This is a genomic window from Streptomyces tubbatahanensis, assembly GCF_022699385.1.
Taxonomy (GTDB): Bacteria; Actinomycetota; Actinomycetes; order Streptomycetales; family Streptomycetaceae; genus Streptomyces; species Streptomyces diacarni.
On the sequence record NZ_CP093846.1, the window covers coordinates 3,162,342 to 3,188,432 of the forward strand.

22 protein-coding genes and 1 pseudogene are annotated in these 26,091 nt (G+C 72.5%); 11 read left to right on the plus strand and 12 right to left on the minus strand.

What is annotated here, in order from left to right; all coding sequences use genetic code 11:
• Positions 1–217: 217 nt before the first annotated feature.
• Both MMF93_RS13495 and MMF93_RS13500 read left to right on the plus strand, forming a co-directional pair.
• A complete protein-coding gene (locus MMF93_RS13495; protein ID WP_242751534.1) occupies positions 218–931 on the plus strand; it encodes a type 1 glutamine amidotransferase domain-containing protein in 714 nt (237 codons plus the stop codon).
• A 138-nt stretch (positions 932–1,069) separates the two neighbouring features.
• A complete protein-coding gene (locus MMF93_RS13500) occupies positions 1,070–2,854 on the plus strand; it encodes an alpha-L-fucosidase (protein ID WP_242751535.1) in 1,785 nt (594 codons plus the stop codon).
• 36 nt (positions 2,855–2,890) lie between these two features.
• Here the strand turns inward: MMF93_RS13500 and MMF93_RS13505 are convergent, their stop codons facing one another.
• Complete coding sequence (locus MMF93_RS13505) at positions 2,891–4,069, minus strand: PP2C family protein-serine/threonine phosphatase (protein ID WP_242757545.1); 1,179 nt, start codon at positions 4,067–4,069, stop codon at positions 2,891–2,893.
• A 387-nt stretch (positions 4,070–4,456) separates the two neighbouring features.
• Between MMF93_RS13505 and MMF93_RS13510 the strand changes: the two genes are divergently transcribed.
• Together MMF93_RS13510 and MMF93_RS13515 are read left to right on the plus strand one after the other, a co-directional pair.
• Positions 4,457–4,867, plus strand: a complete 411-nt coding sequence (locus MMF93_RS13510) for a VOC family protein (RefSeq protein ID WP_242751536.1) — start codon at positions 4,457–4,459, stop codon at positions 4,865–4,867.
• Between the two features lie 8 nt (positions 4,868–4,875).
• Complete coding sequence (locus tag MMF93_RS13515) at positions 4,876–5,559, plus strand: TIGR03086 family metal-binding protein (RefSeq protein WP_242751537.1); 684 nt, start codon at positions 4,876–4,878, stop codon at positions 5,557–5,559.
• A gap of 61 nt (positions 5,560–5,620) precedes the next feature.
• On the opposite strand, the gene MMF93_RS13520 is transcribed toward MMF93_RS13515, so the two are convergent.
• The 5 genes from MMF93_RS13520 to MMF93_RS13540 all read right to left on the minus strand — a co-directional run bounded on the left by MMF93_RS13520 (position 5,621) and on the right by MMF93_RS13540 (position 11,160).
• Positions 5,621–6,472 (minus strand): MurR/RpiR family transcriptional regulator, encoded by an 852-nt coding sequence (locus tag MMF93_RS13520; protein WP_242751538.1) that lies wholly within the window; start codon positions 6,470–6,472, stop codon positions 5,621–5,623.
• A 145-nt stretch (positions 6,473–6,617) separates the two neighbouring features.
• A complete protein-coding gene (locus MMF93_RS13525; RefSeq protein ID WP_242751539.1) occupies positions 6,618–7,865 on the minus strand; it encodes a Gfo/Idh/MocA family protein in 1,248 nt (415 codons plus the stop codon).
• A 103-nt stretch (positions 7,866–7,968) separates the two neighbouring features.
• Complete coding sequence (locus tag MMF93_RS13530) at positions 7,969–8,874, minus strand: carbohydrate ABC transporter permease (RefSeq protein ID WP_242751540.1); 906 nt, start codon at positions 8,872–8,874, stop codon at positions 7,969–7,971.
• On the minus strand, positions 8,867–9,874 hold the full coding sequence (locus MMF93_RS13535; protein WP_242751541.1) for a carbohydrate ABC transporter permease: 1,008 nt from the start codon (positions 9,872–9,874) through the stop codon (positions 8,867–8,869). Before MMF93_RS13535 ends, MMF93_RS13530 begins: the two co-directional genes overlap by 8 nt.
• Positions 9,871–11,160, minus strand: coding sequence for an ABC transporter substrate-binding protein (locus MMF93_RS13540; RefSeq protein ID WP_242751542.1), 1,290 nt, complete (start codon positions 11,158–11,160; stop codon positions 9,871–9,873). Before MMF93_RS13540 ends, MMF93_RS13535 begins: the two co-directional genes overlap by 4 nt.
• A 167-nt stretch (positions 11,161–11,327) precedes the next feature.
• Here MMF93_RS13540 and MMF93_RS13545 point away from each other — a divergent pair, with 167 nt between their 5' ends.
• The gene (locus MMF93_RS13545; RefSeq protein WP_242751543.1) at positions 11,328–11,750 is read left to right on the plus strand and encodes a hypothetical protein; all 423 of its coding nucleotides are present in this window, start codon (positions 11,328–11,330) and stop codon (positions 11,748–11,750) included.
• Between the two features lie 1,182 nt (positions 11,751–12,932).
• Here MMF93_RS13545 and MMF93_RS13550 read toward each other — a convergent pair.
• Positions 12,933–14,321, minus strand: coding sequence for a cystathionine beta-synthase (locus MMF93_RS13550; protein WP_242751544.1), 1,389 nt, complete (start codon positions 14,319–14,321; stop codon positions 12,933–12,935).
• A gap of 417 nt (positions 14,322–14,738) precedes the next feature.
• On the opposite strand from MMF93_RS13550, the gene MMF93_RS13555 reads away from it, so the two are divergent.
• The 3 genes from MMF93_RS13555 (at position 14,739) to MMF93_RS13565 (ending at position 18,878) form a co-directional block, all read left to right on the plus strand.
• Complete coding sequence (locus MMF93_RS13555) at positions 14,739–15,770, plus strand: SGNH/GDSL hydrolase family protein (RefSeq protein ID WP_242751545.1); 1,032 nt, start codon at positions 14,739–14,741, stop codon at positions 15,768–15,770.
• 332 nt (positions 15,771–16,102) lie between these two features.
• On the plus strand, positions 16,103–17,323 hold the full coding sequence (locus MMF93_RS13560; protein WP_242751546.1) for an acetyl-CoA C-acetyltransferase: 1,221 nt from the start codon (positions 16,103–16,105) through the stop codon (positions 17,321–17,323).
• A 292-nt stretch (positions 17,324–17,615) separates the two neighbouring features.
• On the plus strand, positions 17,616–18,878 hold the full coding sequence (locus MMF93_RS13565; protein WP_242751547.1) for a hypothetical protein: 1,263 nt from the start codon (positions 17,616–17,618) through the stop codon (positions 18,876–18,878).
• 14 nt (positions 18,879–18,892) lie between these two features.
• On the opposite strand, the gene MMF93_RS13570 is transcribed toward MMF93_RS13565, so the two are convergent.
• Positions 18,893–19,222 (minus strand): hypothetical protein, encoded by a 330-nt coding sequence (locus MMF93_RS13570; RefSeq protein ID WP_242751548.1) that lies wholly within the window; start codon positions 19,220–19,222, stop codon positions 18,893–18,895.
• 114 nt (positions 19,223–19,336) lie between these two features.
• Between MMF93_RS13570 and MMF93_RS13575 the strand changes: the two genes are divergently transcribed.
• Positions 19,337–19,564, plus strand: a complete 228-nt coding sequence (locus MMF93_RS13575) for a DUF4287 domain-containing protein (RefSeq protein WP_242751549.1) — start codon at positions 19,337–19,339, stop codon at positions 19,562–19,564.
• Between the two features lie 215 nt (positions 19,565–19,779).
• On the opposite strand, the gene MMF93_RS13580 is transcribed toward MMF93_RS13575, so the two are convergent.
• Positions 19,780–20,664, minus strand: a complete 885-nt coding sequence (locus tag MMF93_RS13580; RefSeq protein WP_242751550.1) for a Bax inhibitor-1/YccA family protein — start codon at positions 20,662–20,664, stop codon at positions 19,780–19,782.
• A gap of 227 nt (positions 20,665–20,891) precedes the next feature.
• The gene (locus tag MMF93_RS13585) at positions 20,892–21,518 is read right to left on the minus strand and encodes a DoxX family membrane protein (RefSeq protein WP_242751551.1); all 627 of its coding nucleotides are present in this window, start codon (positions 21,516–21,518) and stop codon (positions 20,892–20,894) included.
• A 128-nt stretch (positions 21,519–21,646) separates the two neighbouring features.
• Between MMF93_RS13585 and MMF93_RS13590 the strand changes: the two genes are divergently transcribed.
• Positions 21,647–22,210, plus strand: a complete 564-nt coding sequence (locus MMF93_RS13590) for a MarR family winged helix-turn-helix transcriptional regulator (RefSeq protein WP_242751552.1) — start codon at positions 21,647–21,649, stop codon at positions 22,208–22,210.
• On the opposite strand, the pseudogene MMF93_RS13595 reads toward MMF93_RS13590, so the two are convergent.
• Positions 22,159–23,072: pseudogene (locus MMF93_RS13595) on the minus strand (nitroreductase/quinone reductase family protein). The gene MMF93_RS13590 and the pseudogene MMF93_RS13595 sit on opposite strands and share 52 nt — an antisense overlap.
• A gap of 508 nt (positions 23,073–23,580) precedes the next feature.
• Entirely contained in the window at positions 23,581–24,198 is a 618-nt protein-coding gene (locus MMF93_RS13600) for a TetR/AcrR family transcriptional regulator (protein WP_242751553.1), read from the minus strand.
• A 196-nt stretch (positions 24,199–24,394) separates the two neighbouring features.
• On the opposite strand from MMF93_RS13600, the gene MMF93_RS13605 reads away from it, so the two are divergent.
• Positions 24,395–25,915, plus strand: coding sequence for an MFS transporter (locus tag MMF93_RS13605; RefSeq protein WP_242751554.1), 1,521 nt, complete (start codon positions 24,395–24,397; stop codon positions 25,913–25,915).
• Positions 25,916–26,091 lie beyond the last annotated feature (176 nt).

Here is a 26,091-nt window from a genome sequence, read left to right on the forward strand (position 1 = left end):
AGCGGTAGGACAGCCGGAGGGACACGCGGCGGGTGGGGCCGCTCAGGACACCGCCCGGCGCGGGAGCGGCCTACCGTCGTCGAAGAGCGCCCCGGCGGTCGCATACGGAGGCCACGCTCCGGGTACGGCACGTCAGCGCGCTCCGCACCAATCGCACCACCCGCCCCACCCGGCTCCCTGGCCCCACGCTCACCCCCACGCAGCCCCGGAGAACGACATGTCGCAGATCCTTTTCGTGCTGACCGGCGCTCAGCACTGGACCCTCGCCGACGGCACCCAGCACCCCACCGGCTTCTGGGCCGACGAGGCGGTCGCCCCCTACGAGGCCTTCAAGGCGTCGGGCCACCAGGTCGTCGTCGCCACCCCCGGCGGGGTGGTCCCCAGCGTCGACCAGACCAGCCTGTCCGCCGACGCGAACGGCGGACAGGACAACGCCGACCGGGTGGCCGCGGGCCTCGAGGCCTTCACCGAACTGGGACAGCCGCTGAGCATCGAGGACGTGCGGATCGACAGCGGAGGCGGCCCGGCCGGCTTCGACGCCGTCTTCTACCCGGGCGGCCACGGCCCCATGGAGGACCTGGCCACCGACAGCGACTCCGGCACGCTGCTGGTGCGCACCCTGGCGTCGGGCCGGCCGCTGGGCGTGGTCTGCCACGGCCCCGCCGCGCTGCTGGCCGCCCACACGCAGGAGGGCGCCAGCGCGGTGTACGGCTACCGGCTGACCGGTTTCAGCAACGCCGAGGAGCAGCAGGCGGGCTTCGCGAACAAGGCGAAGTGGCTGCTCCAGGACCGGCTGGTCGAGGCGGGCGCCCACTTCGACGAGGGCGAGCCGTGGGTGCCGCACGTGGTGGTGGACCGCAACCTGGTCAGCGGCCAGAACCCCGCCTCCGCCGGCCCCGTGGCGGCGGAGGTCATCAAGATGCTGGGCTGAGCCCTCGCCGGCCGGCCGCCCGTACGGCGCCGGATAGATAGGATCTCTCTCCGCACCGGAACCGGACTCAGTACGCACTCTTGACACGCGCGCCCCCCTCTCGGACTCTTTCATCGGATGTCCGAGAGGGGAGGACCTGTGAGGTCTGTGCTCAGCCGGTCACGAGGGCGGGCGCTGCGCGGGGTGTGCGCGGGCGCGGCGCTCGCGCTGCTGCTGTGCGCGGCTCCGGCGGGAGGCGCCGCTGCGTCCGCACCGCCCGAAGCCCCCTCGGCGCACCCGTCCACCGCACGCGCCGTCCGCGGTATCCCCGGTGAGATCCCCCGCTCCGCGGACCCGCGCGTCGCGGCGTGGCAGCGGCTGCGGTACGGCATGTTCATCCACTGGGGCCTCTTCTCCGAGCTCGGCGGCGTCTGGAAGGGCAAGCCCGTCACCGAGGGGTACAGCGAACAGATACAGATGTGGGCGAACATCTCCGGCAAGGAGTACGCCGAGGTCGCGGACCGCTTCCGCGCCGACCGATTCGACCCCGGCGCCGTCTGCGCGCTGGCGAAGGACGCCGGGATGAAGTACGTCGTCATCACCGCCAAGCACCACGACGGCTTCGCGATGTTCGACACCGGCACCACGGACTACGACGTCGTGGACCGCACCCCCTACGGCAAGGACCCGCTGCGGGCGCTGGCCCGCGAGTGCCGCGCGCAGGGCCTGGAGTTCGGTGTCTACTTCTCCCTCGTCGACTGGCACGCGGGCCACTCCTTCGACCCGGACAACAGCAACCCGATCCCCGCCTCGATGGAACCGCTGATCGAGGGGCAGCTGCGGGAACTGATGACCGGGTACGGGCCGATCGCCGAGGTGTGGTTCGACATGTCGGCGCCGACGGCCGCGCAGAGCCGCCGCTTCGCGCGTCTGGTGCACCGGCTCCAGCCGGGCGCGACGGTCAGCAGCCGGGTGTGGAACAACGCGGGCGACTTCCGGGTGATGGGCGACAACGAGGTACCGGACGTCCCCCTGGACGGTGCCTGGCAGACGCCCGCCTCCGTCTACCACGAGACGTGGGGCTACCGCAGCTGGCAGAGGCGCGAGGACAAGCCCGGCAAGATCCGTTCCCTGGTGCGCGGTCTGCTGAGCGTACGGGCCCGCGGCGGGAACTACCTGCTCAACATCGGGCCGCGCGGTGACGGTTCCGTCGTCGGCTTCGAGGCGGACGTGCTGCGCGGCGTCGGCGCGTGGCTGAAGCGCCACCACCGCGCCGGGTTCGAGGCGTCGGCCACCCGCTTCGGCGGGCAGCCCTGGGGCGAGGTGACGGTGGACGGGCACGAGCTGTACCTCCACGCGGTGCGGCCACCGTCCGACGGGCGGCTGCGGCTGCCGGGCCTGGCGACGCGCGTGGCCGGGGTGGCGGAGGACGGCCCCGGCGGAGCGCGGCTCGACTGGCACCGCGAGGGCGACGACCTGGTGGTCCAGTTGCCCGAGCATCCCGCTGATCCGGTGCTGCCGGTCGTCCGCGTCCGGCTGCGCGGGCCACTGCGCCTCGTCCCCGACGAGACCGTCGACCTGGGTGCGGACGGGCGCGGCACCGTCACGGCGAAGGACATGGAGACCGGGCACGGCTACGCGGACGAGGGCTCCTACCGCTCGCAGCGGCGCACCACCGTGCGCAGCACCGCCTACGTCACCACGGCCCGAGGCGGCCGGGCGGACGTCAGGTTCGCCGGTGAGGCCGACCCCGGCACCTCCTACCGGCTCACCGTCGGCTCGCGCTCGCGGACGCTGAGCGGACGCGCGCTGATGTCGGGCAAGCCGCTGTCGTTCTCACTGCCCCGCGACCGTGTCGTCCCCGTCACCCTCACCCGCGCCCACCCGGCCCACCCGGGCGAGGACCTGGACGCGCGGGTGCGGCGCATCACCCTGACGCCGTAGCCGGCGGACCGTCCGCCGGAGCGCGGGCCACGAAGGTCAGGACGTCTCCCGGTCGCGGCCGTGCCAGTCGACGCACATGAGGACGGCGTCGTCCTGGAGCGGCGCCTCGCCCCGGTAGGCGGCGAGTTCGCGCAGCAGGGCGACGGGTACCTGGGTCGCGGGCAGGAGCTTGTGGGCGGCCAGGGCGCGGGCCAGTGAACGGTCGCCGTACTTCTCGCCCCCGCGCCCCGGGGTGTCGTAGACGCCGTCGCTGCCGAACAGCAGCCGGTCGCCGGGCAGCGCCGTGAAGTGCTCCTCGGTGTAGACGGTGTCCTCGAACATGCCGAGCGGCAGCTGGCTGTCGAAGGAGAGGGTGTCCACCGTGCGGCCGCCGCGCAGTCGCCAGGTGCGCGGCGAGCCCGCGTCCACCACCTCGACGGCTCCGGTGGCCAGGTCCAGGCGCAGCAGGAGCACCGAGACGTAGGCGGAGCCCTGGTACTGCGCGTAGACGGCCTGGTCAGCGAGCGTCGCCTGGCCCGCCAGGTCCAGTCCGGCGCGGCGCGCGTTGCGCAGCGCGTTGGTGGCGAGGTTGGTCAGCAGCGCGGCCTCCATCCCCTCGCCCATGCCGTTGGTGATGCTGAGCGTCAGATAGCGCTCGGAGGCCTCCCAGTCGAACCCGTCGCCGAAGATCGCGTACGCCGGCTCCAGGTGGGCGCCGACCTCGAACTCCGGGCGTACGCAGGCGCGGCCGGGCAGCAGCTGCCACTGCATCTCCGCCGCGAGCGTGAGCCGGGTGGCGCGGCGGGCCAGCAGGAACAGGTCGGTGTCCCGTCCGGCGACGAGGACTTCGTGTCCGACGACCTCGCACAGCTCGCGCAGCTCGGGCAGCAGCTCGCGCGTGTCCCGCGAGCCGGGCAGCCCCACCGACAGCGTGCCGAGCCGGTCGCCACGCGCCGTCAGCGGGAGGTGGACGACGACCCCGTCACCTGTCTGACGGGTGACGTGCGGTTCCTGGGCGCCGAAGGCACGCCCCTGCGGGCTGTCGTACACGGACACCGCGTCCTCGTCGGCCGGATGTCCGTCCACTCGGCGGAGCGACGTCATGCCGTAGTCGATCATGCGGAGCTCGACGAGCCCCGCGCCGTATCCGGCCCGCAGCTCGTCGGCGAGGACGTCGGCGAGGGACTGCGGGGGCGCGGTGCGCAGCCTGTGCTGGACAGCGGCGAATCGGTCCACGACGGTCCTGATCTGTGCGGGGCTGCCCAGGATCCCGTCCGGGATCACGACGGCTCAGCCGAACTTCCGTGCCACGTTCCGTGAAGCCGTCACGGTATCGCAGTCATGTGCCCGGCAGCCTTGCCGTCCGCTCCGGCGTTGTGCCGCCCCGCGGCGCCCGCCACCCGAACGGACAGCCACCCGTACGGACAGCCACCCGTACGGACAGCCACCCGTACGGCCAGCCGCCCGTATGGACAGCCACCCGTACGGACAGCCACCCGTACGGGCGGCCTCGGGCCAAAGTGCGGCGCCTTCCGCGATGAGTTTTCCGCCTCCCTCCGGTCCCTCTTTCCGGGACCGGTGCACTGGGCCCGGCGACCTGAGAAGTGCGGGAGGCGGCACGCCATGAGCGAGACGACGGAACCGGGCAGCCCCCGGGTGGGCGGGATCGTGCTGGGCAGCACCGATCCGAGGAGGCTGTGGGAGTGGTACCGGGACGTGTTCGCGCCCGGCCTGACGCGGGACGGCGCCGAGGACGGGGGCCCTGTACGGCATCTGCGACTGGGCGGCACGTACGTTCTTTTCGAGGCCCGTGACGACGTGGGCCGCAAGTCCGTCGAACCGGGCCGCGTGCTGGTCAACGTCGAGGTCACCGGCATCCGTGACATGGAGAGGCGGCTCAACGCGCAGCTCAACCCACGCTGGATCCGCCCGATCGAGACGGTCGACGAGCACATGCTGCTGGGCACGCTGGAAGACCCGGACGGCAACTACGTCCAGCTCTGCGACACCACCGACGACGGCACACCCGCCTGAGCACCGCCGTGTTCCGCCAGGAGGAGGACGAAGGATCCGGCACGGAGGACGGGCGCCGCGGGGACACCGCCGAACAGGCGGCCGAACTGCTGCGCCGCGCGGTCGGATACGCGCTGGGGGCCGCCCAGTGCGTGACCCCCGCACTGCTGGGACGCCCCACCCCCTGCGCCGCATGGGACCTGGGCGCCCTGCTGTCCCACGTGGACGACTCCCTGGCAGCACTGCACGAAGGCATCACCGAGGGCGCCGTCGCACTCCACCCGCACGACCATGAGCCGGGCTCGGCAGCGCTCGCGGCCCCGGACCAGGACCCCGCGGCCGCCTTCCGGCGGCGCGCGGCGCGCCTGCTGGGTGCCTCGGCCGGCGCCCGCCCCGGCGTCCGCATCGTCGCCGTGGCCGACGCGCCCCTGACGGCGACGGCCCTCGCCCTGACCGGCGCGGTCGAACTCGCGGTGCACGGCTGGGACATCGCCTGGTCCACCGGACACCCCGAGCGTGCCGTGCCGGTACCCCTGGCGGCCCGCCTGCTGCCGGTGGCCCGCCACCTGGTTCCGCACGACGGCGCCCGGCACCCCCTGTTCGGGCCCCGCCTGCCCCTGCCCGACGACGCGCCGCCCACCGACCGGCTGCTGGCCTTCCTGGGCCGAGCACCGCACGCGCGCGCCCCCGCACCGGTTCCCGGCCGCGGGTAGCCGAGCGGGTCAGGGCAGCTGGGCGCACGCCGTCAGGCTGTCCCCGGCGACCTCTCGGCGCTCACTCCGCGAACAGGCCCCGTTCGCTCGCCCGCGCGTCGAACTCCTCCAGACGGGCCTGCGCCTCGGGCAGGCCGTCGCACATCGCTTCGAGCAGGACGCGGCCCAGCAGCATGGGGGCGCAGGCCGTGTCGAAGGCGAGGCCGGTGCCGACGGCCGCGGGCAGCAGCAGGTCGCCGGGGCGGGCGACGGGTGCGAAGGCGCTGTCCGCGACGGTGATCACGGCCAGCCCCGCCTCCCTGGCCCGCTCCAGTGCCTCGACCGTCTCGCGTGGATGGCGGGGCAGCGCGAAGCACATCAGCACGCTCGCGCCCGCGCGCACGCAGCCGTCGATCCGGTCGACGAGCATCGAGCCGCCCTCGGTGAGCAGCCGCACATCGGGGTGGACCTTGGCGGCGAAGTAGGCGAAGCCGCCGGCCTGGGCCGCCGCGGCCCGCAGTCCGAGGACGGGCAGCGGGCGGGAGGCGGCCAGCAGCCTGCCCGCGCGTTCGACGGGTGCCGGGTCCTCCAGCAGCGCGGCCAGATGCCGCAGGTTCTCGATCTCGGCGTGGACCGCCTGCTGGTACTCGTTGAGCCCGCCGGGATCCTCGCCTGCCGCGGTGGGTTCCGTCCCCTCCTGCGGTTCGCTCTCGCGCAGGTGGCGGCGGAGTGCCGGGTAGCCGTCGAAGCCGAGCGCCACGGCGAACCGGGTGACGGAGGGCTGGCTGACCCCGGCCAGCTCGGCCAGCTCGACGCTGGAGAGGAAGGGCGCGTCCCCCGCCCTGCGGACCATGCAGTGGGCAATGCGGCGCTGGGTCGGGGTCAGCCGGTGTCCGTCGAACAGTTTCAGCAACCGCGCGCTCGCGCCGCCCATCCCGCACCTCACATTCAGCCCGCTCCTCCCGTGCATAATCCTATGCAGCCAGCGGGCGCCGCGGCAAGACGGCCACCGGAGGGTCGGGAGGCGAGGGTCGAAGGGGGCCCGAAAACCGGGGGACGGGGCCGGGGCCCGGGAGGTGTCAGCCCTGCCCGTCCGCGAACCACCGCGCCAGCTCGGGGGCGAGACGGGAGACCGTCACCGGCGTGCCCCCGTCCCGCAGCGACTCGGTGGCGGCGACCCCGGCCGCCACGGCCTCGCGCGCCGCGACGGGGCTGGTGTCGGTGGCGCCGCCCTCGCTCACGAACCGCAGGAACTCCGCCACCAGCAGCGGATCGGAGCCACCGTGTCCGCCCTCCTCGTCGCTGCGGGAGGGCATGGGGACCACGAGGTCGGCCTCGGCACGGTAGCCCTCCCGGCTGCGCCGGTTCCACACCCGCACCTCGGCGCTCTCCCCGTGGTCGCCGAAGTTCTCCAGCCGGCCCTCGGTGCCGATGACGGTGTAGTTGCGCCAGTAGTCGGGCGTGTAGTGGCACTGCTGGTAGCTGGCGTGGACGCCGCCCTGGAGCCGCATCACCACCATCGACAGGTCCTCCACGTCCACGACCGGGTTGAGCCCCGTGTTCGCCAGCGGCGGCCAGTTGTTCTCCGGGTCGTACCAGTCGGGCATCACCGCGCCCGGCGCCTGGCCCGAGCGGTCGTCGATGTCGCCGTAGAGCGTCAGGCCGCCCAGCGCCGTGACCCGCTCGGTGTAGGCGCCGGCCAGCCAGTGGATGACGTCCAGGTCATGCGCGCCCTTCTGGAGGAGCAGGCCCGTGGTGTTGCGGCGGTCGGCGTGCCAGTCCTTGAAGTAGAAGTCGCCGCCGTGCCCCACGAAGTGACGGCACCAGACGGCCTTGACCTCGCCGATCTCGCCCCGCTGGATCAGCTCCCGCATGGTGCGCACCACCGGCATGTGCCGCATGTTGTGGCCCACGTACAGCCGGGCGCCGCCTTCCCTGGCCGCCTCCAGCACCCGGTCGCAGCCCTCGGTGGTGATGGCCAGCGGCTTCTCCACGAAGACGGCGACACCCGCCCGCAGCAGCTCGGTCGCGAGCTGCTCGTGCGTGTGGTCGGGGGTGATGACGAAAACCGCGTCCAGCTCCTCGGCCTCCAGCAGCTCGCGGTGGCCGCCGTAGAGCCGTACGTCGTCGCCGAACCACTCGCGGGCCCGCGCGAACATCGCCGGAGCCGTGTCGACGGCGGCCACCACGCGGGAGCCCTCGCCGGGGCGGTGCGCCTCCCGCGCGAGGGAGGCGCGCAGCCCGAGCCCGATGACGGCCAGACGCAGATCCCGGGTGCGGGGCCCCTCGGCGCCTCCGGGTGCCGGGGCGAGGGTGGTGTCGCTCATGTGGTCTCCAGCCATTGCGGTCACGTCGTTTCCAGCCGTTCCGGTCACGTCGTTTTCAGCCGTTCCGGTCACGTCATATCCAGCTGTTCCGGTCACGTGGTGCTCAGCCCTTCATGCCGGAGAAGGCGATGCCCTGGATGAAGTGCCGCTGCATCGCCACGAAGACGACGATCACGGGCAGTGTGGCCAGGACGGAGCCGGCCATCAGCACCGGGTACTCCGTCAGGTGCGCGCCCTGGAGGGTGGCCAGACCGGCCGACAGCGGCATCTGGGACGGGTCGGTGTTGACGACCAGCGGCCACATCAGATCGTTCCACGACCACAGGAAGGTGAGGATGCCCAGGGCCAGCAGCCCGGGGCGGGCCAGCGGCAGGGCGATCCGCCAGAAGACGGTGAACGGGTTGGCCCCGTCCAGCCTCGCCGCCTCCTCCAGCTCGGTGGGCAGCCCGAGGAAGAACTGGCGCAGCAGGAACGTCCCGAAGGCGCTGAACATGCCGGGAACCACCAGCGCCTGCAGGGAGTTGAGCCAGCCCAGGTCCTGCATGATCTGGTACTGCGGCAGCAGGAACAGCTGGCTGGGCACCATCAGCACCGCCAGGAACCCGAGGAAGAGCGCTCCGCGCCCGGGGAAGGCGATGCGTGCGAACGCGTACGCCGCCATCGAGCACAGCAGCAGCTGCGCGACGGTGCGCAGCAGCGTCATCAGCACGGTGTTCAGCAGCTGGTCGGTGAACGGTATCGAGGAGAAGACCGTCGCGTAGTTCGACCAGTCCCAGTGCTCCGGCAGGAACGTCGGCGGCACCCTGGTCGACTCGCCGAACGACTTGAAGGAGGTCAGCACCTGCCACAGCAGGGGGAAGACCGTCACGACCGCGCCCAGGGACAGCAGCACGTGCGCCGGCCACAGCCGCCCCTCGCGGTTCCTGCGGGTCGCACGGCGGGCCGCGGCCGGCGGGCGGCCGCCCTCGGGGCGCGTGCGGCGCGGGGCTGCCACGCTCGTCTCAGTCATAGTGGACCCACCTCTTCTGCAACCGGAACTGGAGGGCGGTCAGCGCCATGATCAGGACGAACAGCACACAGACGATGGCTGCTCCGTACGCGCGCTGGTTGTCGTAGAAGGACTTCTGGAAGAACAGCATCACGATGGTCTGGCCCTCGCTGTAGGCCGGATTCGTGACGCCGACGGACGTGTTGGCGCCCAGGATCATGTAGATCAGGTCGAACACCTGGAGCGACTGGATCACCGACAGCACGGTGGTGAAGAACAGCGTCGGGCTCAGCAGCGGCAGGGTGACGGAGAAGAACTGGCGCACGCGCCCCGCCCCGTCCAGGGAGGCGGCCTCGTAGTAGTCCTGCGGGATGCCCTGCAACCCCGCCAGCAGCAGGATCATGTTGTATCCGACGGTCATCCACACGCCGACGGCGGCGACGGCGAACCGCACCACGTCCGGGTCGGAGACCCAGTAGGTGCCGTCGACGCCGATCGCGTCGAGCGCCTGGTTGAGGATGCCGACGTCGCCGTTGTAGAGCCAGCGCCACACCACCGCGACGGCGGCCGGCATCGTGACGACCGGCAGGAAGTACAGCGTCCGGTAGAACCCGGTGCCGCGCATGCCCTTCAGGTTCAGCAGCACGGCCAGCACCATCGAGACGGGGATGCCCAGCAGCACCAGCACCGTGTAGATCAGGCTGTTGCCCAGCGACTGCCACACCTCGGGGTCGTGCAGCATCGTGCGGTAGTTCTCCAGCCCGATCCACGAGGTGCCGCCGAAGGGGCCCCACTCGGTGAAGCTGAAGTACAGGGTCTGCAGCACGGGCCACAGGTAGAACACCGCAAGACCGAGACCCGCGGGGGCGATCAGCGCGTAGCCCCACCACTTGTCGCGGTGCAGGAAACGGCGCTCCCTCTTGCGCAGCGCACGCTGGCTGGGCGCGGAGCGGGCAGCCCCCTCGGACGGGGGCGGTGGCGGCGCCTTCGCCGCCGCGGTGGCCTCGACGTCGACGCTCATGCCTTCCCCTCCTGGGCGAGCAACTGGTTCATCGCCTTGGTGAGGGAACGCGACACGTCGGCCAGGCTCTCGTTCCCGCTCCACGCCCGGGACAGCAGTTGCAGCTCCTTGTGCGACCAGGCGGCGGTGTTGGTGGAGATCGGATACGGCACCGCGTAGTCCACGGCGTCCAGGTGGACCTTCAGGTCGAACTTCGGCATGGAGTCGACCCACGGCTGCTGGGTGCCGTTCCGTGCGGGGATGGCCGTGCCCTTGGCCTGGAGGAGCGCGCCGCGCCTGGAGGAGAGGAAGCGCACGAAGTCCCGGGCGAGCTTCGGGTGCGGCGTCCTGGCGTAGACGACGTTGGCCAGGCCGTGGATGACGCTGGCCCGGTGCTTGCCGCGCGGCAGCGGGGCCACGTCCACCTTGCCGCGCAGCGCCGGATCGGCCCAGAAGACGGCCGCGTTGTACGAGCACTCGTACGTCATGGCCAGCTTGCCCGCCTGGAACATCTGCGTGGCGTCGGTGTCGGTGAGCTGCTGGAGGGTGGGCGAGGCGCGGTAGCGGTGGATCATGTCGATCCACAGCTGGAGCCCGTCGAGTGTCTGCGGGTCCGCGTACCCGGACTCGGTGCGTTCCTTCGAGAGCACCCAGCCGCCGGCCTGCGGTATGGAGTTGTAGTAGTTCTCCTGGGCGCGCACCGGGGCGCCCACGCCGTAGACCCCGCGGCGCCTGTCCGTCAGCCGCTGGGCGCTGGTGATCAGGTCCTGCCACGTCCACGAGTCGTCCGGGTGGTCCACGCCCGCCCGGTCGAACAGCTCCTTGTTGAACCAGAGCGCGACCGTGTCGAAGTCCTTCGGTGCCCCGTACTGGGTGCCCTTCCAGCGGTAGAGCTTCGCCAGGTCGGGCGGGAAGTCGGCCGGGTCGAGGATCGCCTCGGGGCCCTCCGTCTCCAGCGGCAGCAGCTGCCCGTTGTCGGCGTACAGGCCGAAGTTGGGCCCGTTCATCCAGAACACGTCCGGTGCCGAGCCGCCCGAGCAGGCCGTGCGCAGCTTCGTCCAGTACGTGGCGTTCGGGGTGAGCTGCACGTCCACGCTCACGCCCGGTCTGGTCCGCTCGAACTCCCGTGCGGCCTTCTCCATGGCCGGCATCTGGTACACGTCCCAGACGCCGTAGGTGATCCGACCGCGTTCGGCGCCGCCCTTGGACGAGGCGGTGGTCGGTTTCGGGGGACTGCCGCAGCCTGCCGCGAACGCCGTCGTACCGAACGTCGTCGCGGCGGCAGCGAAGAGAGAACGTCTGCGCACGCCGGAGGGCCTTCCTGGGAGCCTGATGCCCGGAAAGCTATGTGCTCGAAGATGACGCGTCAAGACTCGTTTCGATCAACTTCATGCAATGTGGTGCAGCCGGGTCCCGCCGCGGAGGGGTGCTAGCACCACTCCGCTCCACCCCGTGCGCCCGTACCGTGACAGGCATGAGCACACCCGATCCCGAGCTGAAGAAGGAACTCGACGCCACCCTGCACACCCGCAGAGAGCTGGGGCCCGAGTACGAGGGCGAGCTGATCGACGCCTTCTTGGAGAAGGTGGAGCAACGGCTCGACAACGTCGTCGACAAGCGGATGCGCCGGCAGCTGGCGGAACAGCAGATGGTGGCCGCGCGCGGCGCCGCGTCGGGCAGGCCCCACCAGGGATCGCCAGTCTTCTCCGACGGCCTCGGCGCCCGGCTCGGCCTGGCGGTCGCCTCCCTGGTGCTGGCGATCCCCCTCTCGGCGATCGCCGTCGTCAACGCCGGCATGACAGGCCTGTTCACCTGCTGGGCCGGCATCGTCGCCGTCAACGCCCTCCAGGCCAGCCGGTCCTGGTTCTCCCCCGGACGCCGGGACGCGAACGAGTAGCCACAGCCGAAGGCCACACACCACGTGCGGAGCCCCACGAGGCGGGCCGGCACGCACGTGTGGCCCGCCCCGTGGGCACACGGGCCCGTGTGCCCCCTTCCCGGGGGGGGTGGGTCGGCACGAGTAACCCCACACGGAGGGCCGACACCGCACGTGTGGCCCCTTGGGGAGACCCCCACCGAACGAGCGGCCCGTCCGGATACCGTGAGGAGCGGCCACGCCCGGGGAGCCGACACGGCACGAGCAACCCGCCCCGGGGCCGCACGGGTTGCCGCGCCCGGGGCCGGACGGCACGGGGAGCCCGCCCGGGGCCGGCACGGCAGCCCCGCCCCCGGCGGGGCCGACACCACACAAGCAGCCCGCCCCCCCCGGGCCGATACGGCACAGAGCGGCTCGCCCGGGGCCGATACCGCACGGGTGATTCCTCCCCCCGCCGCGCCCCGCGGAATGGCCCCGTTCGGGGGCCGGCACCACGCGGGCAGCCCACCCGGGACCGACACCTCCACGAGCAGCCCGCCCGGGGCCCGCACGGAGTGGCCCACCCCGGGGGGCCGCACCGCACGAGCAGCCCGCCCGGGAACCGCACGGAGCGGCCGCGCCCGGAAGTCATCCCGCACGAGCAGCCCGTCTCCGGCGGGGGCGCACGGACTGGCCCGCCCGGGGGCCGGAACCGTACGAGCAACCCGCACGGGACCGGCCCCGCACGGGCAACCCCGTCCTTGGCGGGGCCGACACCGCACAAGCAGCCCGCCCCCCGGGGGCGGCACGGCACGAAGTGGCCCGCCCGGGGGCGGCACGGAGCGGCCCGCCCGGGGGGGGGCCGACACCGCACGGGTAGTCCCCCCCCGCCGCGCCCCGCGGAATGGCCCCGTCCGGGGGCCGGCACCACGCGGGCAGCCCACCCGGGACCGACACCTCCACCAGCAGCCCGCCCGGGGACCGCACGGAGTGGCCCGCCCCGGGGGGCCGCACCGCACGAGCAGCCCGCCCCGGGGCGGCACACGGAATGGCCCACCCGGGGGCCGGCGCCGTACGAGCAACCCGTGCGGGACCGGCACCGCACGAGTAGTCCCCCGTCGGGCCCCACGGAGTGACCCCGCCCCGGAGGGACGAGAGGCGGCGGCACGGCGAAACGGGCGGGGAAAACCCGGGCCCGGGGGAGGCCTCCCCCGGGCCCCCGTCTCAGCGGGCCAGGTACGCCAACAGGTCCTGCCGGCTGACGACCCCGCTCGGCTTGCCGTCCGCCAGTACCACCGCCGCGTCGGCGCCCTCCAGCACGGCCATCAGGTCGGCGACGGCCTCGCCCGCGCCGACGTGCGGCAGGGGCGCGCTCATGTGCTTGTCGAGCGCGTCCCCCAGGGAGGCCCGCTGCGCGAACAGCCCGTCCAGCAACTCCCGTTCGACGACCGACCCGATCACCTCGGCGGCCATCACGTCGGGGTGGCCGGCGCCGCGCTTGACGACGGGCATCTGCGAGACCCCGTACTCGCGCAGCACCTCGATGGCCTCGCCGACGGTCTCCTCCGGGTGCATGTGCACCAGGGAGGGCAGCGGGCCCTCCTTGTACCGCAGGACGTCGCCGACCCGCGCCCCCGCCGTGCCGCCCTCCTCCAGGAAGCCGTAGTCGTTCATCCACTCGTCGTTGAAGATCTTGCTGAGGTAGCCGCGCCCGCTGTCGGGCAGCAGGACGACCACCACCGCGTCCTTGGCGTCAGGACCCAGGCGCCGGGCCACCTCCAGCGCCCCGACGACCGCCATTCCGCAGGAGCCGCCCACCAGCAGGCCCTCCTCCTTCGCGAGGCGGCGGGTCATCTGGAAGGAGTCCTTGTCGGAGACGCCGATGATCTCGTCGGTGATGGTGCGGTCGTAGGCGTCGGGCCAGAAGTCCTCGCCGACGCCTTCGACGAGGTAGGGCCGCCCGCTGCCACCGGAGTAGACCGAGCCCTCGGGGTCGGCGCCCACGATCCGCACCCGGTCGCCGCTTACCTCTTTCAGGTACCGTCCGGTGCCGCTGATGGTGCCGCCTGTGCCGATGCCCGCGACGAAGTGGGTGATCCGCCCGTCCGTCTGCTCCCAGAGTTCGGGCCCGGTCGTCTCGTAGTGCGAGCGGGGGTTGTCGGGGTTGCTGTACTGGTCGGGCTTCCAGGCCCCGGGGGTCTCCCGCACCAGCCGGTCGGAGACGTTGTAGTACGAGTCGGGGTGTTCCGGGTCGACGGCAGTGGGGCAGACCACGACCTCGGCCCCGTAGGCACGCAGCACGTTGATCTTGTCGGTGGATACCTTGTCGGGGCACACGAACAGGCAGCGGTAGCCCTTCTGCTGCGCCACGATGGCCAGACCGACCCCGGTGTTGCCCGAGGTGGGTTCGACGATCACTCCACCGGGGCGCAGTGCGCCCGACTCCTCGGCCGCCTCGATCATGCGCAGCGCGATCCGGTCCTTCACGGAGCCGCCCGGATTGAAGTACTCCACCTTGGCCAGGACGGTGGCCTGGATGCCTTCCGTGACACTGGTGAGCTTGAGCAGCGGGGTGTTGCCGACAAGCTCGATCATCGACTCGTGATACTGCACCGTGGTCTCCGCGCGTAGTCGTGGTCGCGGGCCGCGGGTCGCGGGCCCGTGCCGACACCATATGGGGCAACACGCGCACGCAGGGGGCGCGTTGCAGCACGGTCCGGGGCGGGCAACACAGTCTTGAGGGGTACGAGCCCCGGCGCGCGGCGGGACGGTCACCACCTACTGGGCGACCACCCGGACCAGGGCCCTTCGGGAGGCTTCCCGAACGGCCCCGGGGACATCGTCCGCCACAGCAGCGCGCCACTCGAGGAACGGCGCGCACCCCCTCACTGCGAACCGGATGAACCAGCACAACCAGACGAACGAGATGAACGAGACGAACCAGCGCAACCAGACGAATCAACCGACAACAGGTTGACCACAAAGACGGACGAACCATCAGTACGGCAACGCGGGAGGCGGAAGAGCACAATGCCGATGTCGAAGGCGTCGAGCGCGAGAGTGGCCCGGCGAATCGCGACCGCAGCCGCCTACGGAGGCGGCGGAATCGGCCTGGTCGGCGGGGCGGCGGTCGGGCTGCTGTTCACCGAACTCCAACTGGCTAAACGTCATATCGGCGGCTCGGACGACGAGCCGCCCGAGGCCGACGGTCTGTACGGCGGCGCCTTCGGCAGGCTCTACGCCGGGCGCGAGCTGCGCATGGCCTTCCTCGGCGACTCGACGGCGGCGGGACAGGGTGTGCACAGGGCGCGGCAGACGCCCGGCGCCCTGCTGGCCTCCGCGCTCGCGGCCGTGGCGGAGCGCCCCGTGGAACTGCGCAACGTCGCACTGTCCGGGGCCATGTCCGACGACCTGGAGCGGCAGATCACGCTGCTGCTGAGCGCACGGGAGCCGGCCATGGCACCGGACGTGTGCGTCATCATGATCGGCGCCAACGACGTCACCCACCGGATGTCCCCGGCCCGCTCGGTCCGCTACTTGTCGGACGCGGTGGCGCGGCTGCGGACGGCCGGCTGCGAGGTGGTGGTCGGCACCTGCCCCGACCTGGGCAGTGTCGAGCCCGTCGGGCAGCCGCTGCGCTGGATCGCGCGGCGGCTCTCACGTCAGCTGGCGGCGGCACAGACCATCGCCGTCGTCGAGGAGGGCGGGCGGACGGTCTCGCTGGGCGACCTGTTGGGGCCCGAGTTCTCCGCGAACCCGCGCGAGCTGTTCGGCCCGGACAACTACCACCCGTCCGCCGAGGGGTACGCCACCGCCGCCATGGCGGTCCTGCCCACCCTGTGCGCGGCGCTGGGGCTGTGGCCGGACGAGCGTCCCGACAGCCGCCGTCGCGAGGGCGTGCTGCCGGTCGCCCGTGCGGCGGCGGAGGCGGCGGCCGAGGGCGGCACCGAGGTCGCCGGGATGCGGGGCCCCTGGGCACTGCTCAAGCGCCGCCGCCGGCGCAGGCTGCCGCCCGCGGAGGAGACCACCTGGCAGCGCGAGGAGGAACCCGAACACCACTGAGCAGCGGTCGGCGGCCCGCACGAGAGCACCCCGGACGAGAGCGTGCCGGACGAGAGCGCCCCCGACGAGAGCGTGCCGCACGAGAGCGGACAGCGCCGGGACGGGAAGGAGCGGACAGTGCCGGGACGGGAAGGAGCGGACAGTGCCGGGACGGAGAAGGAGGGACGCGGCCGAGCGGCGCGCTGCTCCGCGGGAGTTTCTTGACGCCTTCCCGGGACAAAGCAAACGCTTAGAAGAGGCCCGCATCACACCGTTCAGACCGTGACCGGCACCCTACGGGCGGGTAGCTTCCGCTGCGTACCGCCGATCCGCCGACTCCCCAGGAGCCCCTGATGCCCGAAGCAGTGATCGTCTCCGCCGCCCGCTCCCCCATCGGCCGCGCCTTCAAGGGCTCCCTCAAGGACGTACGCCCGGACGACCTGACGGCCGAGATCATCAAGGCGGCGCTCGCCAAGGTGCCCGAACTGGACCCGCGGGACATCGACGACCTGATGCTCGGCTGCGGCCTGCCCGGCGGCGAGCAGGGCCACAACCTCGGCCGCGTCGTCGCGGTGCAGATGGGCATGGACCACCTGCCGGGCTGCACCATCACCCGCTACTGCTCCTCGTCGCTGCAGACGACCCGCATGGCGCTGCACGCGATCAAGGCGGGCGAGGGCGACGTGTTCGTCTCGGCGGGTGTCGAGACGGTCTCCCGTTCGGTCAAGGGCACCTCCGACGGGATGCCCGACACGCACAACCCGCTCTTCGCCGACGCGGAGGCGCGCACCGCGGCCCGCGCCGAGCAGGGGGGAGAGGGCTGGACCGACCCACGCGAGAACGAGCAGGTCCCCGACGTCTACATCGCGATGGGCCAGACCGCGGAGAATCTCGCGCGGCACAAGGGCGTCACCCGCCGGGAGATGGACGAGTTCGGCGTCCGTTCCCAGAACCTGGCGGAGAAGGCCATCGCCGACGGCTTCTGGGAGCGGGAGATCACCCCGGTCACCACCCCCGACGGCACGGTCGTCGGCAAGGACGACGGGCCGCGGCCCGGGGTGACCCTGGAGGGCGTCGAGGGCCTCAAGCCCGTCTTCCGCCCGGACGGCCTGGTCACCGCGGGTAACTGCTGCGCGCTCAACGACGGCGCCGCCGCGCTGGTGATCATGTCCGACACCAAGGCCCGCGAGCTGGGGCTGACCCCGCTGGCCCGCATCGTGTCGACCGGCGTCTCGGCGCTCTCCCCCGAGATCATGGGGTACGGCCCGGTCGAGGCCAGCAACCAGGCGCTCGCCCGCGCGGGCATGTCGATCGGCGACATCGACCTGGTCGAGATCAACGAGGCCTTCGCCGCGCAGGTCATCCCCTCCTACCAGGACCTCGGCATCGACCTCGACAAGCTCAACGTCAACGGCGGCGCCATCGCCGTCGGTCACCCCTTCGGGATGACCGGCGCCCGCATCACCACCACGCTGCTCAACTCGCTCCAGTGGCACGACAAGCAGTTCGGCCTGGAGACGATGTGCGTGGGCGGCGGCCAGGGCATGGCGATGGTGCTGGAGCGCCTGAGCTGACCTCGGACCGCGGCGGTCCCCGGCCGCTCACCCGCTGAGACGCCGCCGAGACAAAAGCGCCCCCAGGATGTGATATACACCCTGGGGGCGCCGCATTTCCGCAGGTCAGAGCGGTATGCCGGGGACGGCGCCGGTCTCCCACCTGTCCAGTTCGCCGGGATTTGCACTACGGTCGAAGAGCCTTGGACGACCTCACCGACACCGTGTACCGACACCGCTGTTGTAGGAATTCAGGGTGAACGACCGGGGGGACCGCGTCAGGGGGAACGAACCGGAACCGGGAGTCAAGTCAGTGAGCGCCATATCCCTCATCCTGCTGTGTGCGGCGGCCGTGGCCACCGCATTGGGCGGTGCGGCACTGCACACGGCGCGTGGCCTGCGCCGCCAGCTGACGGCGCTGCGCGCCGAACTGGAGGCGGGGCGGCACGACGCCACGGGCGCGCCCACCGTGGTCCCGCACGCCCGCACGGCATCGGCTGACGGAGCCCGTGTCGCAGCGGCCGAGGAAGCCCGCGTGGCCGCAGCGGCCACCGACGCCCCCACGGCAGCGGCCGCGGAGGGCGACACGGAGGCGGCAGGCCCCTTCTCCCGGCAGATCCGCGCCGCGGTCGCCGCCGCGCTGGCGGACGAGCGGGAGCGCGAACTCGCCGAGGCGCGCGCCTTCTGGGCGGCCCAGGAGGCACGCGGCGACGCGGGACCGGAGTCCGGCGCCCTGCTGGCGGGGCACGGCACCGAGTACGAGATCGCGCCCGGTGACCTCGCCGACGGCTTCACCGACCCGACCCGGTGCACGGACAGCGACCCGGGGGTCACCGACCTCACCGGCCTCGCGGACTTCACGGATTCCGCCGGTTCCACCGGTTCCACCGGCTCCACGGGCTCCACCGGCCTCATCGGCCCCACCGGTCAGCGGCCGGCGCCGCACGGTTCGGAGACCGGTCAGAGGTTCATCCCGCGCCAGCCGGGCCCCGAGGACGGGGACGTCGACGTGGACGTGAACCTGGCCGGCCTGGCCGGCCTGGCCTCGTTCGACGCGTGGGACACGTGGGACACGCATACGGGCGAGGACGAGGAGGAGCCGGACGGTGCCCCCGCCCGCCCCTCGTCCCACGCCCAGGACGTGAGCGCGGAGACCGACGCGGAGTCGCCCGACCTGGCGGCCGCCCGGCGCCGCCATCCCTCCCAGCCCGACTACACCCTCAGCGGCGAACCGGTCGCCGGGCAGGCGTCGCCGTCCCCCGCGCCCACGGTCACCTACCACGAGCGCACCATCGAACGCCTCGCCGGCCTCGCCGAAGCCCGTACGCCGCTGACCGACGTACGCCCGGGTCCGCTCGGCACGCTGGACGTCTATCTCTTCGAGGACGGGACGACCGTGTGCCTGTCGCCGGGCCACCGCGCCACGAGTGAGGCGCTGGCCGAGGCGGTACGCCGCGGGGAGGCCCCCGTACTGATGGGCGGCTCCGGCGTCTCCGGCTCCTACACGCTCACCTTCGGCTACCCGGACGGCAGCACGGCCTACCTGCTGGCCGACCGCGTCATCACCCCGCTGTAGCGGCGAGGGGCCGCCTACAAGGGCGCTGCCTCCACCGCGCGCAGGGCTTCCGCCAAGGCGGGCTCGGCTTCCGCGTCGGGGGCCTCCTCCAAGGCCACGGCCAGGTCGTGTCCGGCGACGGCGAGTTGGTCGCCGACGGCGAAGACGCCCGCGTCGGGCAGCGTGCGGCGCGCGGCACTTACCGCTCCGAACTCCAGGCGCTGCGCCAGCGCGGCCAGTTCCCGCGCGAGAGCGAGGCCGTCGGCAGCGGCGCCGCGGGTCAGGGCGCTCTGCGGCGCGGCCCGCAGCCGGTCGGCGAGGCGCTCCACGGCGTCGGTCAGGGCACGGGTGTCAACACGGGGCACGGCCTCACCCTATCCAGCCCTCTCCCGGTGCGGACCGGCCACACTGTTGCCAACGCCCGCGCGCTCAGGCAACGTGTGGCCAAGGACTCATTGCAAAAGCGTCCGGAGGCGCCGATGTCCCAAGTCTTCTCCGAAGAGACCCACCGGAACATGCTCTCCCGCATCCCCCAGTGCACCGGCCGTGAAGTCTCCGACTGGCTGCGCATGGTCGACGAAGGTCCCGCTCTCGTCCGCTTCGAGGAGAAGGTGAGCTGGCTCCGTGGCGCGCACGACCTCGCCTACGGGCACGCCAAAGCGATCATCCACGAACACGACCTGCGGCGCGCCGCGCGCCACCTCTAGGGGCGGCCGTATGTCCAGGCAGGCGCGAACGCTCCGAAGACCGTAGGACACCGGCAGGAGCGGCCGCCGGGCGCGCCCGGACCAGCAGGACGCGCGGCCAGGCGGTCGGAAGGGTCGGAAGAACAGCCGAGGGCCCGGGAGGTGTTGCACCTCCCGGGCCCTCGCGGTGTGCGGCGCACCGCGGTGCCGGGCATCGCGCCCGGCCCCGTCCTTCGCTAGTTGTCGCCTTGCAGAATGGCGATCAGGCGCAGGAACTCCATGTAGATCCACACGAGAGTCAGCGTCAGGCCGAAGGCGGACAGCCACGCCTCCTCCTTCGGCGCGCCGTAGGCGATGCCGTCCTCGACCTGCTTGAAGTCCAGGGCGAGGAACAGCGCGCCGAGCACGATGCCGACGACACCGAAGAGGATGCCGAGGCCGCCGCTGCGGAAGCCGAGCCCGTCACCGCCGCCGAAGGCGGCGAAGAGCAGGTTGACGGCCATCAGCAGTACGAACCCGATCGCCGCGGCCATCACGAAGCGGTAGAACCGCTGGGTGACCCGGATAATGCGGGTTTTGTACATCACCAGCACGGCGGTGAACACCGCCATCGTGCCGAGCACCGCCTGCATCGCGGCGCCGTTGACCCACTGGTTGACGTAGTTGCTCAGTGCGCCGAGGAAGAGGCCCTCGAAGGCGGCGTACGCCAGGATCAGCGCGGGCGAGGCCTTGCGCTTGAACGCCTGGACGAAGCCGAGCACCATCGCCACCAGCCCTGCGCCCAGCGCGAGGCCGAGCGAGAGACCGGTGAGCCAGGCCACCGCGGCGGTGACGACGACGAGGCCGAGGGTCATACCCGTACGGGCGACCACGTCGTCCATGGTCATCCGCCCGGCTGACGGCGGAGCCTGCGGCGCCGTGTACGGCTGACCGGGGGTCTGCGTCTGCTGGCCCGCGTACGGGCTGGGCTGGGCGTACGGATTGCCCGCCTGGGGGTTGGCGGCGTAGGGGTTGGACGCGTACGGGTTCCCGGCCTGCGGCTGCTGCTGCGCATTGAAGCCGGCGTAGCCGCCCGCGCGGCTGAACCCCCGTCGCGAGAAGACCGGGTTGCTGCTCCTCATCTCACTCCTCCATGGCCACACTGCGCGGCCTCGCAGTCCAGCGTAATGCGTTAGTAAAAACAGCACGCTAGTGCAGAGTCAACAACGAAGAGAAGACACGCGTTGTTCCCTGTGCCACACGGCCATCACGTCCTCACCCGCGCGGGTGACCGCTTTCCGGCGGAACAGTCCGATCGGTCCCGGCCCTTCCCCTCCGGACACACCCCCTTCAGGAGCGCACGAGCCCTTCAGGAGCGCACGAGGAGAAGAGCGCCCGCGACCACCGCTCCGAGGACGAGCGCGGCGGCGCCGTGGCTGAGCCGGTGCCGCCACGGCGCCGGAAGCGGCAGCGCCGAGTCCGCCGCCAGCCGGCCGGGCCCCGCGAGGGTGAGCGCGGCGGCGGCCAGGGTCAGCAGCAGCTCGTACTCGACGCCTTCGGGGGCGAAGAAGCCTCCGCCCCACTTCACCGCGAGCGCGTTGAGCAGGGTGCCGAAGACCGCGGCGCCCGCCAGCGGGGTGAGGAGGCCGAGCGCGAGTCCGAGCCCGCCGAGGGTCTCGGTCAGTCCCGCGACGACGGCCATGGCCCCGGCCGCGGGGTAGCCGGCCGACTGGAAGAACTGCTCCGTCCCGGCGAGCCCGCCGCCGTCGAACCAGCCGAAGAGCTTCTGGGAGCCGTGCGCCGCCATGGTCAGGCCGAGCGCGAGGCGCAGCAGGAGCAGCCCGGCGTCGTGGGCGGACCGCGCGGAGGGGGCGGGCTGGGCGGCGAGTGCGGTGCCTGACTGCCCGGAGGTGCCGGAGAACCGGGCTGCGGCACCGGTGGCGGGCGGACTGTCCGGGGTGGCCGAAGTGTCCTGTGCGGCGTGGGGGGACGGCATGAGCGGAGCCTCCTGCGTCGGCGTGGGAACCGGGTGACGGGACGGTGCCACCGGTTGTTCAAATTCGAAACGTACTGCCTGACGGTAACAAGGCGGTTTGAATTTGAACAACACGTAGGATGGGGTTCATGGAAGGGACCAGGTGGCTCGATGAACGTCAGATGGCGGCCTGGCAGGGCTTCCTCGAAGCGACCAGCCGGGTCTCCCGCCACGTGGAGCAGCAGCTGAAGGAGGACGCGGGGCTCTCCCACCCGCAGTACGAGGTACTCGTCCGGCTCGCCGGAGCACCCGGCGGTGAGCTGCGGATGACGGATCTGGCCGAGGGACTGTTCATCTCCAAGAGCAACCTGACCTACCAGGTGGGCCAGCTGGAGAAACACGGCCTCGTGCGGCGCCGCTCGTGCCCCACGGACGTGCGCGGAATCCTCGCCGTCCTCACCGAGGAGGGCCGCGACACCCTGCGTGCCGCGGCCCCCGGTCATGTGGCGGCCGTCCGCGCCGCCCTGATCGACGTCCTGGAACCCGACGAGACCGACACCATCGCCCGTGCGCTCGGCCGGGTCGGAGCCCGGCTACGTCCCCCGGCCCGCAACCCGGAGGGAATGGAGGCCGCGGAAACGGAGGCCGCGGAAACGGAGACTCAGGGCGCCGGCAGCTCGGAGAGCGGCGGGATGAGCACCTCTTCCTCGTAGTCCAGGTGGGCTTCCAGCTGACGGGTCATCCGCGCGAGCTCGGCGCGGAAGCGGCCGGGTTCCGCGGTCGTCAGGTCGGCCAGCAGGCGCTCCAGCTCCACGCGGAGGCGGTCCACCGTCTCGTGCTCGGCGCGCAGGCGCGCCAGCGCGGGAGCCAGGTGGGGGTACTTCTCGGCCAGCACGGGGAACGCCCCCTGGTCCTCGGAGACGTGGTGCGTGTGCATCGACTCGCAGAAGGCCAGGCAGTGCTGGCGCAGCTGGAGCCCGAGCGGGACCTGCGGCGCCTCGGTGCCGTCGGGCCGCTGCGCCCTGGCGCGAAGTAGGCGTCCGCCTCCGCGGAGACGCGGCGCAGCTGTCCCCGCAGCCAGGTGTGCACCTCCAGGAGCTTGTCGACGAGCCCGGTGAACGGCGCGTCCGGGTAGGAGCGTTCGAGCCGGACGACGGGCAGCACACGGGAGACGCGCGCCTGGTAGTCGGCGTATCCGGGCACCTGCCGTACGACGTGCGCGAACAGCCGGTCCCGCTCGGCGCCCTCGGCGGGGACCGCGACGGCCCCGAACGACTCCTCCCCCACCTCGACCCTGGCCATGGGGTGCGCGAGCAGGTTGCGGTACCAGGCCGGATGGCGGGGTGCGCCGCCCGCCGAGGCGACGACGAGGAGATGGCCGTCCTCGTCGCGGACGTACCCGAGGGGGGAGGTCTGCTCCAGGCCCGAACGGGCACCAGTGGTGGTCAGCAGCAGCAGATCCCCGCCCTCGAACGGGCCGCCGACGCGGCCGGAGTTGGCGCGGAACTCCTCGACGACCGCGCGGTTGAAGCCACTGACGCGGGGCGGAGTGGGGGAAAGGGGCGAAGGGGTCAAGGAAACAGCTCCCAGCAGAAGAGACGACCCGGCCCACGGCTGCGTCCGAGCGCCCGTGCGGGCACACCTGGGCCCACCGCGTGGCCACGAGCGCGCGCGTGAGCGGCGCCCGTGGCCACGCGTGTGAGCGCACGTCGATGCGCGCGAGTCAGCACCCGGCCAGGCAGGGCCAGAGAAACGGAGAAAGAAGAAGAAAAGGAGGAAGAAACAGAACCCGGCGCGCGGCCGAAGGGACGGCGGCGGCGCGGACCACGGCTGCGCTGTGCGTCAGCCGCGTCTCAGATACGTGTCAGACGAGCCTGGCGGTGTGTGTACCCACGATGCACTCTCCTCACGTCAGGGTGCCTCCATGCCACTGCCGTACCAACGACAGCGTCACGCGACACGGCCCCTATTCAACGTGCTTCGTCCGCCCGGGGCAAGGGGTTGCAGCGCGTGCGGCGTCGCGCACCGTCACGGGGCTCTCGTACAGGGCGGACCGTAGGCCCGCTGGCGGACCGTAGGACGCTCAGCGCTCCAGGGCGGCTTCGAGCGCCGTACGGAGCGTGCGCCGCGCGCTCGGGGCTCCGGTCGTGCCCAGCAGCACGTGATAGGCGAGGCCCTCCGCCTGGGCCACCAGAGCGACAGCCGCGGCCTCGTGGCCTCCCGCGGGCTCACTCGCGCCCGCCCCGGCCAGGCACGCGGCCAGGCTCCCGTGGAGACCGGCGTAGAGGCCGCGGACGCGCTCGGCGATGGCGTCGTCGGCCAGGGCGCCGGCGTTGAACGCGTGCCGCACGCGCATGTGGGCCCGCGACTCCTCGTCGTGGGGGATCAACTCGTCCAGGACGACGGCGAGCACCTCGGCGGGCGGCGCGTCGGCGGTGCCGGCGCCCAGGCGCGCCCTGATCCGTCCCTCACTGCGCTCGTTGCCACGGTCGAATGCGGCCTCCAGCAGCTTCTGTTTCGTCGGGAAGTAGTGCTGGACCCGTCCCGGTGAGACGCCGGCCTGAGCGGCGACCTCCGTGAGGGAGACGGCAGGCAGTCCCCTCCCGGCGACGACCGCGAGCACCGCGTCGGCGATCTCCGTGCGCCGGCGGTCGTGGTGCAGCCCCGGCCCGCGGCCGCGGATGGATGCGCTGGACGGCACGTTCCCTGCCCCTCTTCGCCCTGTTCGGCGGTTCCCTGTGTCGGCCTCCCGATAGTGCCATCCCGAACATCCCGATGCTGCCGCATTGAAAAGCACGCTCGGCAGGCTTTACGGTGTGACCACATCGAAAAGGCCGCCACCCGTGCGGTCCGTGCACCGGCGCGGTCAGGGCGCGGAAGCACACGAGGGAGAAGCCGTGCGCTCCACCACACCCGCCACCACCTGCACGACCCCCACGACAGCCGAGACAGCCACGTCAGTCACCGCAACCGAGGCCGCCGCCGTCCTGACGCTGGCCTGTGCGGCGCAGTTCATGGTCGTCCTGGACGTCTCCGTGGTGAACGTCGCGCTGCCCGCCGTCCGGGAAGCGCTCGGCTTCACCACGAGCGGCGGCCTCTCCTGGGTCGCCACCGCCTACGCACTGGCGTTCGCCGGCCTGTTGCTGCCGGGCGCACGCCTGGCCGACCTGCGAGGCCACCGCCAGGTGTTCGCCGCTGGGCTGGCTCTCTTCACCCTCGCGAGCCTCGTCGGCGGGCTCGCCACCTCCCCTGGCCTGCTCATCGCCGCCCGCGCCGCCCAGGGGCTGGGAGCCGCCGTGCTGGCCCCCGTCACCCTCACCGTCCTGACGACCACCTTCACGGAAGGGCCGCGCCGCACCCGCGCGCTCGCCGTCTGGACGGCCGTCTCCTCCGTCGGCGGTGCCGCGGGCAATGTGCTGGGAGGAGTGCTCACCGAGGCGTTCTCCTGGCGGGCCGTCCTGCTCGTCAACGTCCCCCTCGGCTGCGTCGCACTGCTGCTCGTACGGGCGCTGCCGCCGAGCGGCCTCCCGCAGGGCACGGCACGCCCCCGGCCGGACCTGCCAGGGGCCCTCGCCGCGACCGCCGGCATGACGGCCCTCACTTACGGCGTCAGCCGCACCCGGGACGGTTCCTGGTCGGATCCCGCCACCCTCTGGGCGCTGACGGGCGGAGTCGCCGCCCTGCTCCTCCTCGTCGCCGTGGAGACCCGTTGGGCGTCCCGGCCGCTGATCCCTCCGGCGCTGCTGCGGCGGCGCACGGTGGCGGTCGGCAACACGATCGTGCTGCTGGCCGGTGCCTGTCTCCAGATCCCCGTCTGGTACTTCCTGACGTTCTTCATGCAGGACACACTCGGCTACTCGGCACTCCGCACAGGGCTGGGCTTCCTGCCGCACACACTGATCGGCGCGGCGGCCGGTGTATGGGTGACGCCCCGTCTGATGCGCCGCTGCGCACACCGGACGCTCATCCTGGCCGGGGCCGTGCTGTGCGGTGCCGGTTTCTGGTGGCAGAGCACGGCGTCCGCCGACAGTGGCTATCCCTCCGGCGTGCTGGGGCCCGCGATCGTGTTCTCTCTGGGCGCCGCCGTGTTCGTCACGCCCGCGACGGCGGTGGTCACCTCCGGCGTTCCGGCCGGTGACGCGGGGGCCGCCTCCGGTCTGATGAACACCGCCAAACAGTTCGGCGGCGCACTCGGGCTCGCCGCGCTCTCCGCCGTCGCGGGGCCCGGCCACTCCGCCCACGGCCGGGTGTTCGCCACCATGACCGGCGTACTGGCCGCCATCGTGCTCCTCGCCCTCGCCCTGCCCCGCGAGCGGGCGAGTGGGGAGATCACCGCGCGGGCGGACAGCGGCGACGGCGCGGACAGCGGCGAGACCCCAGGGCAGAGGGCGGCGACGCCGGAAGGCGAAGAGCGGTGACGCCGGAGGGTCGAGGGCGGTGACGCCGGGGGGGGAGGGCAGCGACGCGGGAGGGTGGGGAGCGGCGCGCTGAGTCGATGGGCGGAGCGGTCCCTCCGTCCGTCCCGCGAACCGCGCCCTCCGTTCGCCCCGCGAACCGCGCCCTCCGTCCGCCCCGCGAACCGCACCCTCCGTCC

Bases quoted from the DNA above. Each gene is read 5' to 3' on its own strand.
- MMF93_RS13495 (WP_242751534.1), top strand. From the start codon at position 218: ATGTCGCAGATCCTTTTCGTGCTGACCGGCGCTCAGCACTGGACCCTC.
- MMF93_RS13510 (WP_242751536.1), top strand. From the start codon at position 4,457: ATGAGCGAGACGACGGAACCGGGCAGCCCCCGGGTGGGCGGGATCGTG.
- MMF93_RS13520 (WP_242751538.1), bottom strand. From the start codon at position 6,472: ATGGGCGGCGCGAGCGCGCGGTTGCTGAAACTGTTCGACGGACACCGG.
- MMF93_RS13525 (WP_242751539.1), bottom strand. From the start codon at position 7,865: ATGAGCGACACCACCCTCGCCCCGGCACCCGGAGGCGCCGAGGGGCCC.
- MMF93_RS13530 (WP_242751540.1), bottom strand. From the start codon at position 8,874: ATGACTGAGACGAGCGTGGCAGCCCCGCGCCGCACGCGCCCCGAGGGC.
- MMF93_RS13535 (WP_242751541.1), bottom strand. From the start codon at position 9,874: ATGAGCGTCGACGTCGAGGCCACCGCGGCGGCGAAGGCGCCGCCACCG.
- MMF93_RS13545 (WP_242751543.1), top strand. From the start codon at position 11,328: ATGAGCACACCCGATCCCGAGCTGAAGAAGGAACTCGACGCCACCCTG.
- MMF93_RS13555 (WP_242751545.1), top strand. From the start codon at position 14,739: ATGCCGATGTCGAAGGCGTCGAGCGCGAGAGTGGCCCGGCGAATCGCG.
- MMF93_RS13560 (WP_242751546.1), top strand. From the start codon at position 16,103: ATGCCCGAAGCAGTGATCGTCTCCGCCGCCCGCTCCCCCATCGGCCGC.
- MMF93_RS13575 (WP_242751549.1), top strand. From the start codon at position 19,337: ATGTCCCAAGTCTTCTCCGAAGAGACCCACCGGAACATGCTCTCCCGC.
- MMF93_RS13580 (WP_242751550.1), bottom strand. From the start codon at position 20,664: ATGAGGAGCAGCAACCCGGTCTTCTCGCGACGGGGGTTCAGCCGCGCG.
- MMF93_RS13585 (WP_242751551.1), bottom strand. From the start codon at position 21,518: ATGCCGTCCCCCCACGCCGCACAGGACACTTCGGCCACCCCGGACAGT.
- MMF93_RS13590 (WP_242751552.1), top strand. From the start codon at position 21,647: ATGGAAGGGACCAGGTGGCTCGATGAACGTCAGATGGCGGCCTGGCAG.